Source organism: Stappia sp. WLB 29, from assembly GCF_023507705.1.
Taxonomy (GTDB): domain Bacteria; phylum Pseudomonadota; class Alphaproteobacteria; order Rhizobiales; family Stappiaceae; genus Stappia.
The window spans coordinates 166,421-180,111 of the sequence record NZ_JALBGD010000007.1 but is presented as its reverse complement, the minus strand read 5'-3'; the positions used below and the strand labels follow the sequence as shown (position 1 = coordinate 180,111).

Annotated in this window: 13 protein-coding genes and 2 pseudogenes; 2 read left to right on the top strand and 13 right to left on the bottom strand. The window is 65.2% G+C overall.

Features of this window, described 5'->3' with window-relative positions; genetic code table 11:
• Nucleotides 1-62 precede the first annotated feature (62 nt).
• The 6 genes from MNI96_RS14820 to MNI96_RS14795 form a co-directional block, all read right to left on the bottom strand.
• Nucleotides 63-404: a DUF2190 family protein gene (locus MNI96_RS14820; RefSeq protein ID WP_244271632.1), complete on the bottom strand. Its 342-nt coding sequence runs from the start codon at nucleotides 402-404 to the stop codon at nucleotides 63-65.
• Nucleotides 401-616, bottom strand: coding sequence for a phage head-tail joining protein (locus tag MNI96_RS14815; RefSeq protein ID WP_249694377.1), 216 nt, complete (start codon nucleotides 614-616; stop codon nucleotides 401-403). Before MNI96_RS14815 ends, MNI96_RS14820 begins: the two co-directional genes overlap by 4 nt.
• On the bottom strand, nucleotides 616-2,442 hold the full coding sequence (locus tag MNI96_RS14810; RefSeq protein WP_249694376.1) for a prohead protease/major capsid protein fusion protein: 1,827 nt from the start codon (nucleotides 2,440-2,442) through the stop codon (nucleotides 616-618). The genes MNI96_RS14815 and MNI96_RS14810 overlap by 1 nt, the downstream gene beginning before the upstream one ends.
• Nucleotides 2,439-3,851, bottom strand: a complete 1,413-nt coding sequence (locus MNI96_RS14805) for a phage portal protein (protein ID WP_249694375.1) — start codon at nucleotides 3,849-3,851, stop codon at nucleotides 2,439-2,441. The genes MNI96_RS14810 and MNI96_RS14805 overlap by 4 nt, the downstream gene beginning before the upstream one ends.
• A gap of 3 nt (nucleotides 3,852-3,854) precedes the next feature.
• Nucleotides 3,855-4,403, bottom strand: coding sequence for a MerR family transcriptional regulator (locus MNI96_RS14800; RefSeq protein WP_249694374.1), 549 nt, complete (start codon nucleotides 4,401-4,403; stop codon nucleotides 3,855-3,857).
• A 103-nt stretch (nucleotides 4,404-4,506) separates the two neighbouring features.
• Nucleotides 4,507-4,869 carry a hypothetical protein gene (locus tag MNI96_RS14795; RefSeq protein WP_249694373.1) on the bottom strand — a complete coding sequence of 121 codons (363 nt, stop codon included), beginning with the start codon at nucleotides 4,867-4,869 and terminating at the stop codon, nucleotides 4,507-4,509.
• A 90-nt stretch (nucleotides 4,870-4,959) separates the two neighbouring features.
• Here MNI96_RS14795 and MNI96_RS14790 point away from each other — a divergent pair, with 90 nt between their 5' ends.
• The gene (locus MNI96_RS14790; RefSeq protein WP_249694372.1) at nucleotides 4,960-5,187 is read left to right on the top strand and encodes a helix-turn-helix domain-containing protein; all 228 of its coding nucleotides are present in this window, start codon (nucleotides 4,960-4,962) and stop codon (nucleotides 5,185-5,187) included.
• Nucleotides 5,184-6,059 (top strand): hypothetical protein, encoded by an 876-nt coding sequence (locus tag MNI96_RS14785; protein ID WP_249694370.1) that lies wholly within the window; start codon nucleotides 5,184-5,186, stop codon nucleotides 6,057-6,059. Before MNI96_RS14790 ends, MNI96_RS14785 begins: the two co-directional genes overlap by 4 nt.
• 10 nt (nucleotides 6,060-6,069) lie before the next feature.
• Here MNI96_RS14785 and MNI96_RS14780 read toward each other — a convergent pair whose 3' ends face one another.
• From MNI96_RS14780 to MNI96_RS14750, 7 genes and pseudogenes are all read right to left on the bottom strand, one after another.
• Nucleotides 6,070-7,854 (bottom strand): phage terminase large subunit family protein, encoded by a 1,785-nt coding sequence (locus tag MNI96_RS14780; RefSeq protein ID WP_249694368.1) that lies wholly within the window; start codon nucleotides 7,852-7,854, stop codon nucleotides 6,070-6,072.
• The gene (locus MNI96_RS14775; protein ID WP_249694367.1) at nucleotides 7,844-8,347 is read right to left on the bottom strand and encodes a DNA packaging protein; all 504 of its coding nucleotides are present in this window, start codon (nucleotides 8,345-8,347) and stop codon (nucleotides 7,844-7,846) included. Before MNI96_RS14775 ends, MNI96_RS14780 begins: the two co-directional genes overlap by 11 nt.
• A gap of 232 nt (nucleotides 8,348-8,579) precedes the next feature.
• Nucleotides 8,580-10,478: an AAA family ATPase gene (locus MNI96_RS14770; protein WP_249694365.1), complete on the bottom strand. Its 1,899-nt coding sequence runs from the start codon at nucleotides 10,476-10,478 to the stop codon at nucleotides 8,580-8,582.
• Between the two features lie 478 nt (nucleotides 10,479-10,956).
• Complete coding sequence (locus tag MNI96_RS14765) at nucleotides 10,957-11,178, bottom strand: recombinase zinc ribbon domain-containing protein (protein WP_249694499.1); 222 nt, start codon at nucleotides 11,176-11,178, stop codon at nucleotides 10,957-10,959.
• A gap of 24 nt (nucleotides 11,179-11,202) precedes the next feature.
• Nucleotides 11,203-11,829 (bottom strand): annotated as a pseudogene (locus MNI96_RS14760) (conjugal transfer protein TrbE); the annotation flags it as partial.
• A gap of 11 nt (nucleotides 11,830-11,840) precedes the next feature.
• A pseudogene (locus MNI96_RS14755) lies at nucleotides 11,841-12,137 on the bottom strand (P-type conjugative transfer ATPase TrbB); the annotation flags it as partial.
• 213 nt (nucleotides 12,138-12,350) lie between these two features.
• Nucleotides 12,351-13,490, bottom strand: coding sequence for an AraC family transcriptional regulator (locus MNI96_RS14750; protein WP_249694363.1), 1,140 nt, complete (start codon nucleotides 13,488-13,490; stop codon nucleotides 12,351-12,353).
• Between the last annotated feature and the right edge of the window lie 201 nt (nucleotides 13,491-13,691).

Genomic DNA, 13,691 nt, shown 5'->3' with positions numbered 1-13,691 from the left:
AATCCCAGCGGCGGCAGGCAGGGGCTTGAGGCGGGACCGCGCCGCCCATCCCACACCCGCCGCTAGATCGCGTGTCCGGTGATGAGGATGCGGCCGACGGTGGCCGCCGTGGCAGCGGCGACAAGCGCCGTGCCGATGCGAAGGTTGTCGGTCGCCGTGGCCGTGACCACCTTGTTGGCGTCGTCCCAGTAGGCCGGCGCGCCGGCCGTGAAGGCCGCCGTGTCGTCCTTGGCCAAGTCGTAGACGCCATTGGTGGCGATCTCGACTTCCGCCCCTTCCGCCGCCGTGGTGGCGGCCACGCCGAACAGGTGGCCGACCAGCACGCCTTCCCCGGAAGACAGGCCGCCGGCGGGCGCGGTGACGGTGACGTAGTTCCCAGGCTGCACGAAGTTCTTCATGGTCATGTGCCTTTCGAAGAGTTGATGTAGACCACCCGCACGGGCGGTTTGCCGGCTTGCGCGGCGATCTGGCGTTCCAGGTCGGCAATCGCGGCGGCCAACTCGGCATCGCTGCGGTATTCGACCTTTTCGCCCTCGCTTTCGGCCGCCCGGCGCCCGCTGGAGCGGAGCTTGCGCAGCCGCTCCAGCCGGTCGGCCAGTTCGGAAAGGGCCGCCATCACGCGCCCGCGTTCGTGTACCAGCCGCGCCAGTCGAGGAAGGACGCGCCGTAGTCCAGGCGAACCTTGACTTCCACGCCGTCCACCTCGAAGCCGGCCCGGCTTTCGGTCTGCGGACCTTCGGAGCCCATCAGGTAGGCATATTCCAGCCCCTCGACGGTCGCCGGATCGGCCGCGACGTACCAGCGGTTCACGTCGGTAAGGCGGGCCTCCACCACCAATTCCAGTTTGCCGCCGAAGACGTTGACGTCATCGGTCTTGGTCGGCTGGATGGCCGCCAGGATCTCTTCCGCCTGTGTCTCCAGCTCCGGCGGCACCACCAGGAACTTCGGGGCAATGGCGATCGGCCGGCCGTTGATGCCCTTCTGTCGGCGCATGGCGAGACGCGCCGCCGACAGCGTTTCCTTGGAGATCGGCGCGCCGGCCGCCGCAACGTTCCCGTGATCGGCATGGAACACGGCCTTGCCGTCGCCCATGACCGGGCCGAGGCCGCCGCCGACGGTCAGCAGGTCGACCAGGAATTGCGCCTCGAACTCGGAAGAGGCGAGGCCGAGCTTGCCGGCAAGATCGGTGAAGGCTCCCAGGTCGTCGTTGACGAGGGCCTGGCGGGTCAGGCCGACAATCGTGCCGTAGGTGCCGATGGCGTAGGTTTCCTTGGCCTCGACAAAGCCGGAGCTCTTGAACTCGCCGTGCTCGTTCACCTTCTCCAGCTTGGCCATGTCGGCCGCCTGCACCTTGGTCTTGGCGCGGAAATCCTTGTGGCTGGTCTGCCGGGCCAGCCGCTTCAAGGTGGCCGGTGCGGACTGGTAGGCGGCCCGCATGGTGCGATTGGCCGTGTCGGCGAAGATCGCCGGGAAGTCGCTGGTGGTGTGCAGCGCGCGGGTGATCGTGTCGGCCGGCAGCAGGCCGGTGGTGGAGACCCCCGCCCGCTGCAGGCAGTCGCGCGCCATGTCCAGCGTGGTCATGCCGGTGAAGGCGCGGGCCTGGTCGGACAGCTTGTGCGCCGGGTTCACGCGGGTGGCATAGACCGCTTCGCCCATGCGGGTGGCGAGGGTGGCCGGGTCGTCGTGGTGCACCATGTTGCTGGTGCGTGCCACCGGCGCCCGCTCGCGTGCGGTGCGCAGCCGCTCCAGCGCCGCGGATCGGGCCTCGCCCTCGCTCGCGCCGCGGTCGATCTGGTCGTTTGCCCAGTCGCTGCCGAGATCGAAGGTGACGGCAAGTGCCCGGATCTCCTGGTTGACGGCCGCGCGGGTCGTCTCCTGCACCGGCGGCGTGCCGGTCGTGGTGGTCGTTGTGGTTGCCGGGGGCGCTTCCGGCTGGTTCTGCGTTTCGGGCATTCCGGTTCCTCGGGTTCGTGCGGCCGGGTCGGCTCCGACCGCCACAAGGCTGACTTCGCGTAGCTCCCAATGGGTGACGGTGCGGACCCTCGCGCCCGTGTTCGGGTCCTTGCCGTCGCGCCAGCTCTTCGGGAGATAGCCGACCGATACGTTGCGGATGATCCCGTCGCGCACATCGGCCCAGATGGCCTCGTGGCGCGGGGAAATGCGGACCTTGACCACCAGCTTGCCCGCCTCGATGCGGGCGGCCAGGACAACGCCGAGCACGCTTTCCAGCCCGTCCTGCCGGTGACTGTCGAGAAGCGGCATGCCCTCCAGGCGGGCCAGGTCGATGGCAGCGCCGGAGACGGTCAGGAGTTCGGTGAAGGGGCCGGCGGCATCGTGCCGGGTCACGCCCGCGCCGGTGGAGGCGATCAGCTCCACCGTGCGGGCCTTCTCGTCCAGGCTGGCCGGGGTGAAGCCCGTGCGCATGAGAACGGGTGCGTTCATTCCGCTGCCTCCTGTTCGTCCGGTTGCGGCGCGGCCGGCGGCGTGGCGGCACGGGCGATTCCGAGCCGGGCCAGCCGCTCTTCATCGGCGGCGATCTCCGCATCCACGTCTTCCGCGTCGTAGCCGCGTTCGGCGATGACTTCGGAGCGCGAGCGCAGCCGGTTGTTGATCGCGATCTCTGCCGCCCGCGCTTCCTTTTCGGGGTCCACCCAGGGCCAGGCCGGCGGTAGCCATTTCACCGCCTCCAGCGCTTGCCGTTCCGCCTGGTAGATCGCGGCCGGGATCTCGCCGGTAAGCACCTGGTGGCGGATGACGGCGCGCCAGACTGGCCGGCACATGCCGAAGACCATCACATGATGCTGGATGGACTGGCAGAAGCGGCGGAACTCCAGCAGCGCCGCCCGGGCGCTGGAATAGTTCACCTGGCTGTAATCGCCGGTCGCCTGTTCGTAGGTGACATTGGTGCCGGCGGCGATCATCCGATAGGTGCTGACGGCCAGCGCGCCGGCCCCGCCCTGGTCGGGCACGTCGGGAAACTCCACCGACTTGCCCGGCGGCAGCGGGATCAGCGCGCCCGGTTCCAGCCCGGCCTGCTGTGCGTTGCCCGTCTGTTCCCCGTCGTAAAGGGTGGCGCCGTCCGGATCGGTGATGAAGCCGGCATGCAGGGCGGCGACCTTGGCGCGCATCAAGAGCGCATCGTTGAGCGCGTCCAGCTCGCGCGCCGGCAGCAGCACCGGGGCGAACCACGACAGGCCGCGCACCTGTCCCGGCATCATCGGCCGGAACAGGTGGATAACGTTGCTCGCCGGCATCCGCACGGGCGCTTGCTGGATGCCGGCGAGCATATCGCCAGGCGCTGCCCGGCGAATGTGATAGGCGGCGACGCGGCCCGTGCCGTCGAACTCGACGCCCTGATAGACCATCGGGCCGGTGTCGCTGACGCGGGTCACGGCACGGTCGAGCTGTTCCGGGTGCAGCCGGCGAAGCTGCGGCGCACCGGTGTCGGGATCGGCGGTGAAGATCAGCAGCGCTTCGCCGAAGGTGGCGAGATCGCGCACCGCGTTTTGCTGGAGGCCGAAAAAGTCTGTCCGCCCGTCCGCGTCCGCCTCGTCCGTCCAGGTCAGGAACCGCTGGTGGAGCTGCTGGCGCACCGCCTCTTGCGGATGCCGCGAGCGGGGCTTGATGCCGTCGCCGGCAATGTTGGTGGCGAGGCTTTCGGTGATGCGCACGCCCGTCGGATTGTTCATCGCAAAGTGCATCGCCCGTGCCGCCACCGTGGCGGCCAGCCCGTGCAGGGTGCCGGCGCTGGTCACGGTCGGCGCATCCCGCCACCGGCGGCCGCCGCCGGCCGCGTCCAGCGACCGCGCGGAGAACAGGGCATCCAGGACACGGCGGGCGAGGGCGCGCATCGCTTAGGCCTCGCTGCCGGTATCCGAGGCGAAGAGCCTGCGGAAGAGCGGCCCCAGGGCGATGACGGTGAAGACCGGGGCGACGTTGTGCAGCAGGTTCGCATAGCCGGCGGCCGGGTCACGCATCATGTTGCCGCCGTAAACCGCGCCGGCCTCGTCGCTGTAGACGCCGAAGTGCCAGTCGAAATCGCCGGCCTTGGCAGCGTTCACCACGGCCTTGATGCCGTTGCGGTCGATCTTGACGAAGCCGTCCCCCTCCTCCTTCGGAGCGTCTTCCGTGCTGATATTCTTGATCAGCCGGGACACCTTTCCGAGTTGGTCGATATTCCAGCCCATGGCGGTGAAGAGAGCGTAGAGGCGAGCCGCCGCCAGGTGACGATCATTGTAGAAGTAGCTCGCCGTCCGGCCTTCACCCGACCTCTGCAGGGCTTCGAACCCGAAAAGGCCATGCTGTGCCCAGTGACGCACCTGGCGCGCGTGAAGCGTTTCGCTCTGCCCGGTGGCGGCTGCGAGGCGATACGCCATGTCTTTGACTGTCATCGGATTGGACATGATTGCTTCCCATGGCATGTAGAGTGAGCGGATGATTGCTGTCTCTTCACGGCATGTCAAGCTTTCTTTTCATGACGTGTAGAGGCTGACTTGACCGGCCCCCTCACAGTTCGTGTTCCTGTTCGAACTCTGCCGTGTCCAGCTCCAGCCCCGGTTCCTCGTTTTCGTCGTGGGACCAGAAGTGCAAATGGTGGTCCTGCCGTTCGGAACCGTGCGTCGTCCAGCCGAGCGGCTGTTCCCCTTCGCCGGTGGGGTCGCGTTCGGGGCGCACCACATGCGGGCCGTTCGCCGGCCATGAGAGATAGGGCTCGCCGTCGCCGGTTTCCTCGTAGTCGCAATCGCCGTCGATCTGGTCGAGCAGTGCCACCAGGTTCTCAATCGCCGCCTCGATGCGTCGGCGGGTGGCCGGCTCTATCGTCAGCCAGACCGGGACGCACCTCGCCCGTTCACGAAAATGGATGCCCATCCGTGTGCTCCTGTGGTATAAATTGATAACGGTGTGATTATTTCTCAGCTTGGTTATAACGTCAAGCTAAAATGAAAACGGTGTTATAAAATGCAGGCTGTGCAATGCCGGATGGCGCGCGCCGCTCTAGGGCTTGGCGTTAGGGAGCTGGCAGAAATGGCCATGGTGGCGCCGGCCACTATTTCCCGGCTGGAGCGCGGCGAGGAATTGAAGCCCCGCACGGTCGAGGCGATCCGCGCCGCATTGGAAGCGGCCGGCGTGATCTTCATTGACGAGAACGGCGAAGGACCAGGTGCTCGATTGAGGAAAGACCGATGATTTCTTGGATTCCTGATGAGTGGATTGCTTCAATTAGCTCATCGACAATTGTGATGGTTCTCGGATTTTTTTTCGGAAACTACTATAAATCTAAAGTCGAAAAATCGATACAGAATAACTACGATAGAAAAATCGAGACACTTCGGTCTGCTTTTCGGCGAGATGAAGAGAAGTTCCGAGCAGATTTGCAAGCAAAGGGCAGGCAAATTGAGGCCCTTCGTACGGGCGTGTTGGCCGGTCTAGCAAGTCGTCACGCAGAATTGGATAGGCGTCGATTGGATGCAATTGAGAATATGTGGAGAACTGTTGTTGAGTTAGAAAAATATAAAAATATTCACAAAATTATGCAACGTATTGATGTTGATGCCGCTTTAAAAATATCGGAAGAGGATAATGATGAAGCTCGAAAGATTCGGAGTTTTGCCGAATTGATGCTTGGCGGAGTCGGGGTGACAGGATCGGAAAGTATAGGTAGTAATTCTCTTCAGGTGGAGCGGTTACATGTGCCTCCTGTACTATGGGCTTTGTATAAAGCATATATGAGTGCTCTAATACATCCTATTGCTCAACTTTTAGTCATTAAGAACGGTCTTGGTGCAAAAATGCTAAGCGATCCGGCTGATTTCGTTGATCTAGTAAGGTCAATTTTCCCGGAAAATTCGGATATCATAGATAATCTCGGGGAGTATTCAATATATTTCCTAATAGAAGAGATGGAAGTTAATTTGTTAAGCGAAATGAAGTCCACCTTAATCAAGGCAGATTCGAGCGATGAGGCGTTGAATCAAGCTGCAAAAATCATAAAGCACTCAGAAGATGTATTGGGCGGCGACAAATTGAATATCGTTATACCCGATTCCGTGGTCAGGTAGGAGGTGCTATTTACCTCATCCATCCCGACCGAATGACCGCTGCCGGCTTTGCGGCCCGCACCTCCGGCCGGGCCAGCTCGTCCAGCCGGTCCTGCCAGTTCGGGTTGATCACCTGCCGCGCGGCGAAGGCATAGACCACGCAATCCAGCGCCTCGGCACGGCGGCCGGGGATGCGCTCGAAGCGGCGTTGCGGCTGGCCGCGCGCATAGCGCACCACGGCGCGCTCGCTCGCCAGTTGCTCATACCAGGCCGCCGGCAGGGCATCGGAAAACCGCACGGTGTTGCCCTTGGCGAGCCGGCCGGCCAGGTGGCTCTTGATCCCGTCGACGCCGACAATCCACAGACGGCCGCCGCGCGTCTTGGTTCTGGATTTCTCGATCCACGGACGGGCTCCCGGCGCGCCCTTGATCGCCAGCACCCGGCGCGCGGCGCGCGGGAAGGCGAAGCCATAGACCGCTTCCATGGTCTCGCCGTCGCCGGAATCTACCGCCACCGCATCCAGCGCCAGCCGGCCGCCCAGCGGGTGCGCGTAGGTCTGGCGTAGCAGCCCCTCCAGCTCGGCCCAGGTCGCCTCGTCCGCCGGCCTGCCCCACACAACCGCATGGCCGAGAATGAAGGCGGTGCCGGCGCGGTCCCAGCCGACGAATGTGATCTCGAGGCGGTCGCGCTGCACGTCCACGCCGGCCGTCAGGGCCAGCACCTCTTCCGGCAGCGCCTCGAGCGAGAAGGCTTCCGCCCGCGCGGCGAGCGCGGCCTCGTCCAGTTCCTCGCCTTCCGCGCGCCAGCCTTGCCCCAGCACCGTGTTGACGAAGGTCTGCAACAGGTCCGGTGTGTCCTTCGCGGCCAGGAACTCGGCAGCGAGCTTGCCCCAGGAGGCATTGGCCAGCGGCGACACCAGCGCATTGACGCGGAAACCCGCATGGCCCTTCACCTGCGGCGCGGTGGCGCGCCAGCGCCCGGCCGCGACCATCGCCGGTTTGTGCCGTTCCTCCACCACCGATCCGCAGGACGGGCAGCACCAGGCGGCCTCGTCCGGCCGGTCGGCCGGCCACTGGATATCGCGCCAGGCGATCTCGTGGAACGTTGCGCAGTCCGGGCAGGGCACCTCGAACACCCTCATATCGGAGCGCGCATAGGCGGCCAGCACATGCGAGGTTTCCTCGAAAATCGGGGTGGAGCCGATGACGATCTTGCGATCCGGGAAGGACAGGGTGCGCTTTTCGGCCAGCAGGATCGGGCTTCCTTCCGCCGTCACGTCCATGGCGTCGGCCTCGTCCACGATCAGGATTCGGGTGTTGTGGGCGCGCAGGTTGCGCGGGGCCTTGGCCGCCACGACCTTGAGCGAGCCGCCGGGGAAGCGGCGCGACAGCAGCGTGTTGCGGTTCTCGCCCTGGCCCTCGCTGGCACCGGCCAGCGCCCCGGCAAGGGCCGGCGAGGCCTCGAATGTCGGCTCCACATTGGTGACGACGAAGTTGCGGCAGTCGTCTTCCGTCGGCAGCACGAAGAGCACCGGCGCCGGCTCGTTCGCCACATGCGCGGCAAGCGCCCCCACCAGCAACGTGGTGTAGCCGATGCGGGCCGACTTCACGACCGTGACACGCTCGGTCTCAGGGTCGCTGATCGCATCGGCAATGCCGCGCTGGAACGGGTAAAGGCGGATCGGGCCGGGCAGGGCCGACACGTCTTCCGGCAAGCGTATCTCGCGTTCGATCCAGTCGGACAGGGGCAGGCGCGGCGGCGGCTGCAGGGCGCGCAGCGCGGCGGTGCGCACGCGGGTCATGGTGTCATCGGTCATTCGCCAGGTCCTCCAGGGCAAGGCGCAACTCGCTGTCGAGCGTGGCAACGTCGTGGGCGGTGAGGTGCGGCAGCACCTGGCGCAGGCGCGAGGGCACCGCGAGAAGCCGCGAGCGGACGCGGCGCAGGATGTCCGCCCACTCGCGCTCGACCTCGCCGGCCGGCAGCAGCTCGCGGCGCAGCAGGGCGTTTTTCAGCGCCGCATGGTCCGCCTGTTCCCGCACCAGCCGGGCCCGCTCGCTGGCCGCGTCCGGTTGCGCGGCATAGGGCAGGGCCGTCTGGTCGCCTTGCGCTGCCGAGCGCTTGGGGTCCACGTTGGCGCGGATCCATTCGCGGCCGCGCGCCACGTCGATGCGCCCGTCAGGCTCCACCGGCAGACCGGCGCGGATCATCTGCGACACCCGCCCCGGCGAGACGTTCACCAGCTTGGCGAAGGCGGCCTTTCGCACCACCTTCGGCTCGCCGATCATCTCCGATCCATGCGCTAACTGCATGCCTAACCCGCTGTCATCATTGGTGTTTAGCTATCAATTTGACCTTGGAGAGGAAAACGCCGGGCTCAGTCCACCCGTATTGTCCGGGCCTGGGAAGGACCCTGCCGGGCCGGCGGTATCCGGGCGGGGGTTTGGTCGTGACACCCCCTAGCCCCCCCTTAAGGGGGGCGTAGGGTGTCACGCCCCCTCGCACCGCCGTGACATTCGGCCATGTCACGCCGTGACATACCTGTCACGCCAGCCATGCCAGCCCTCCTTGAATGCCCACCACGTTGAGGCGTAACAGCTTGTTTTTCATGCGTTCCCACTGCTTGCGCCACTTGTCGCCGGGGTCCTCCCCCAACCTGTCACGGGTGGCGTCACGCCACGCATCGAGCGTGACAACAGCCGTGACATGGGATGGATATCCGCCCGTCACGCCGTGACATTTGCCGGTGTCACGGCCTGTCACGCCTGTCACGGTGGGGTCTGCGAGAAGATCGGCGAGGCATCGCCGCGCTATCTCTTCCCGGTCGCCAAGCTTGTAACGGCCGCTTCCCTCGGAGCCCTGGCGCGCATCCGCAGGGGCGATGACGCAAGAGGTGATCTCGTCACCGTCCGCATCCTCCCCGAGAACCGCTTGCGAAAGCTCGTATTTGAAGGAAGTCAGGTCGCCGCCATCCTTCACCTTGGCAATCTTCAGTTCGCACAGTCCTGTTTCGAACCGTGCGACCTCTAGGGCGGCATCCACCGCGCCTAGAAGAGCGTTTGAACCGCGCATTCCGCGATCCTTGTCCTTGCCTGTGTGATGCACCAGGAGCACATGCGCGCCCGTCTCGCGCTGGATCTTCTCGGCTCGCTGCACGATGACATTCATGTCCCGTGCGCGGTCTTCATCACCCGAACCGATCATGCGTGACAGGGTGTCGAGAACGATAAGACCGATCTCGCCGCCGCTCCTGGCCCTGCACTCCAGAATGTCCGAAATCAGCAGGTCGGCGCCGCTGTCGTCATCGAACAGGTTCACCGATTGCGGCACCATGGCGAAAGGCGCGGTCGGATCGCCGTCGCGCTCCTGTCGCCATGCCTTCATGCGCCGACGCATCCCCGGCCCACCTTCGCCCGATACGTAGACCACGCCCGTGCGGCGGGTCTTGAGGCCGAACCACTCGCGCCCATGGGCAATGTGCAAGGCCATATCGACGGCCAGGAACGTCTTGGAGGTGCCCGGCGGGCCGTAGAGGGTGGATAGGCCGCCATCCACCAGGAGCCCCTTGACCAGCCAGGACAGCGACGGGCCGTTGTCTTCCTCGCCGAACCATACCAAGGGCAGATGCGTTGCCGCCTGCCGTCGCCAATCCTGTGCGGTCTCGACCAGGCGGAATAGGTCGTCGGCCGATGCCCCGGAATCGAGCCAGTCGGATACATCGCCCTTACGGGGCAGGTTCACCAGGTCGAGAACGCGAACGCGAGCCGCTACGCCGTCAAGCGACCGGGCCACGGTCTCGGCATGCTGGCGGCCCGGCTCGTCATTGTCCGGGATGATGACGACATCAGCGCCCTTGAAGATCTCGGCATAGTCCGTTCGCCACTTGCCCGCGCCGCCCGGATTGCATGTGGCGGGAACGTTGATCCGCCACAGGTGATCCGCGTCTTTCTCGCCCTCGACAATGAAAACGGTACGCTCGTTCGCCAGGGCCTCCAGCAGCTCCGGCACACGATACAGCACCGGAGACACACCCTTGAGGTTCCACACATACCCGCCCCGGCCGTCCGGCCGGCGCTGCCGGAAGTCCTTGGGCTCGAAGCGGACCACCTCGAACAGCAGCGCTCCGGCCTCGTCATGGTAGGGATAGGCCGCGACCTCGCGAGATCGGCCGCGCGGCTCGTCCGTGCCGATCCCCATTTCCTTGGCCAGCCAATCGGCCGCCGCCTTGCGGTCGCCGCCCCGCTCGCGCACCACCAGGTCGAGAACGCCGCCGCCGTTGTCGCTTTCGTGATCGTGCCAGGTGCCGGCATGCGGGCCGCCGACCTTCACCGACAGCGAACCGCGCGAGCCGAACCGCAATTCCTTATCCTTCGATAGGGCCTTGTTCGGTTCCCCCAGGAGGCGCTTGGCCACCTCGGCAATATGGGCGGCATAGTCCGTCATGCCCGCACCCGCTCCAGGCGGTCGGCGAGCAACAGCAGCCTGTCGGCCGCCTCGTGCTTGTCCTCAAGGATGGTTTCCGGGGTGGCGTGCCGATGCGATCCGATGCGCCGAACACGGTAGGCGAGATCCCGGATTTCCTCCGAAATATCGTTTGCGAAAGGGGTTCTAAGCCCCTGATTTCCTTGGGGAAGAACTTCCGGGGTTTTGCAAGAAAGCGCTGCTAGTTCGTGCTGACCGGTCCGCCTACGAATCTGGGGGTCGGGAGTTCGAATCTTCCCCGGTGCGCCATTTCAGTACAGAACTCTGAACGCCGAACGCCGCCGATTGCCCGCCTTGGGCGGCGACGAGCGTACGGAGCAGTTCCGACTTCGATCCCATAATGCGGACCTCCTTGTCGGCAACCTCGACGCGCTGCGCCAAGGCGCGCAGATGGTCGCGGCGATAGCCGCCACTCTCGAGGTGTATCCGTTCACGAGCCTTACGGGCGAATCTGCCGTCGGTCGATGACGCTGGCGAGGATGGATTCCAGCCGCTTGGGCTGGAGCAAGCGATCCTCGATGTGATCGGCGACAAGGTGATCCAGCTTGTCCATCGGGATCGTGCGGCCCTTGCAGCCGGTCTTGCCCTGCCGCGCCTTTGTCGAACAGGTGTAATAGCGGTATGTCGCGCCCGTGCTGCCTTGGCCGGTGCGAAGCGTCATCGCACCCCCGCATTTGGCGCAAAAGCCGAGCCAGGCATCGACGGCGTTGATGGTCTCGGGCATCGCGGTGAAATCGCGCCCCTGGATAACCTTCTCGACGAGGCGCAGCTTCTCGTCGGCGACGCGCGGGTCGGCGTCCCAGACGGTGACGGTCGCCGTGACATAGGCCATGCCGGCGACATCCGATCCGAGTTCCTGCGGGGCCATGTCGGCGTCGGCGGCCTTGTTGGCGGCATCGGTATCGACCAATGCGGATTGCTCGTTGGTCATCACCTCTTTCAGGATCGCCGCGATGGACTTGCGCTTGGCAAACCATTGGCGGCGGATCCGGGTGAGCAGCCGCGCCGCATCGGTCTTGTCCATGAGGATGGCGCGCGTCGACCAGCGATACGGGAAGGCCAGCCGGTTCATCTCGCCGAGTAGGCCAGGCGTCGTCGCGGTCGGGAAGCCCACAACGGTCAGGACGCGCAGATGTTGTTCGCCAAGCCGTGGCTCCAGCCCGCCGGCGAGCGGCTGATCCGCGAGCAGTGCGTCGAGGTGCATGAGGGTTTCCGGCACCCGGACGCGATGCCGGTTCGTGGAAACCGCCGCGTGAAGGTAGGTCAGCGTCTCGCCGTCATCCAGCCAGCGGCATTCGGGCATGAAGCCGTCCTTGGTGCGCACCGTTCCCCCGTCTCGGGCAGTTCGGCCGAAACGCGTGGCGCCCGTGTATGAACTTCCGTGCCGACATGGTGTACGACCAGCCGCACGATGCGCTCGCCATCCGCGGCGGACAGGGATGTCCCCGTATCCGCCAGGCCCTCCGACAGCCGGTCCACCCAGATGCGGCCGTCCGGGTTCAGCATCACCTCGACCACGGCGGGGTCTTCGAGCAGCCCTGAAATGGCGGACCCAAGCGCGGTGCGCAACATGCGCCCACCGCGTGCGATCGCCTCCGGTTTGTCGTGAGTGGCAGTCATATCGGCCCCGTTCCTGGCGGGGCGCGACAGACGGTCCCCGCAGCGGCGTCGATTAAGAAAGCCCGAAATCCGGCCGGTTCAACAAGTATTTAGCCGTGTGCGGGCGTCGGCGGTAATTGGCGGTAAATGGGAGGGGCGAATATTGTGATGCAGCCTGCGATGTTGATGCAGGACGAATCGGCAGACTGATCCGCCCGATTGAGGATGAGCCTGTCAGCCGTCTTCCGGCCGAGCCGCTTCGCGAATATCCGACGGCGTTGCGCTGTAGCGTTGTCGAAAACGCTTGTTGAAATACGATATGTCTCCGAAGCCGGACGCCAGCGCGAGCGTGCTGATCGATTGCCCGGATTTGTTCGGATCCATCAGAAGACTGCGGGCACGTGACAGCCTCTGCTCGAGCACAAAGGCAGTGAAGGTCGTCCCGTCCTGCTCGAAGAGTCTCGCGACATAACGCGGCGTGATTGCAAACCTGGCCGCGACCGTGGTGACCGAGAGCGTGCTGTCAGAAAGCCGGGAGACGATGTCGGCCTTTATCGCGGCGAGGCGGGCCGCCGCACGTCCGCCACGATCGACCAACGCCATGGCCAGCTCGGGCGATCCGGTCATGACCATCGCGGCAAGGTCATGCACATGCCGGGCAATCGCCGCTCCGGCTTCTCTGGTGACGCCATCGTCCGCCACCACGATTTGCGCGTAGCGCAGCAGCAGTGCAAGCGGGCCGGACTCCGCATTGATGGCGCGCATGCAGGCGGCGTCCAGATCGGAGATGAACGGTGCAAGCGCCTGCTGGGGGATCGTGAAGCAGAGGTGCTGCGTGTCGTCGGTGTAGTCGACAGCTCCCTCCGTGCCGTTGCGCAAGAAGACCGCCTCACCGGGCCGCAAATCGACATCGCGCCCTTTCCGGTCCCGGGCCCGCCCACGCCCGCGCAGCAAGGCGACAAGCCCGATGTCGTCCTGGCCGTCCGTAAGCAGATCCTGCGTGCGGGTTAAGCTGCACGCGGATGTGGTTATTGAACCCAGGCCGAGACCCGGCAGAGCGCGCAAGGAGATGTCGGTGCTGAAGACCGTGCCACTGGGTTCAACGTCGAGGCGCAGGAAGGTGCGCCCGAAAGCCTCGCGCCAGTTGTCGAAGCACCCATCGGTCGCCGGCGCCCTGATCCGCAGGTCGATGGCACCTTCCCGCTGTTGCAGAGCAGCGTCCATTTTCAATCCCATGTCACTGGAATACTGATCTGCAAGCGTACAGGCCTTGTTGAATACAGGGCAACTACAATCGTTGTTCCGGGTTCCTCCGCGCAGGTTTTTGGCGCGCTCGGTTCCTGTCAGCCCGTGCCAGCGTTCCTGACTGCCCAAGCCCCGGCGCGTATCGACACCTATGCTGAAACAATGACCGATCATCGAGGCCAGGGACCCACATGGAGAGTCGGGCACCCGTCATCATATCCGCAATCCGCGTCGCCGGGCTGCTCTTGGTCGCGGCATGGGTAGGACAGTCGGGAGCGCAGGAGACCGGGGCGCGGTCGGACCCGCACCCGCTCGCGAGCTGGTGGCTTG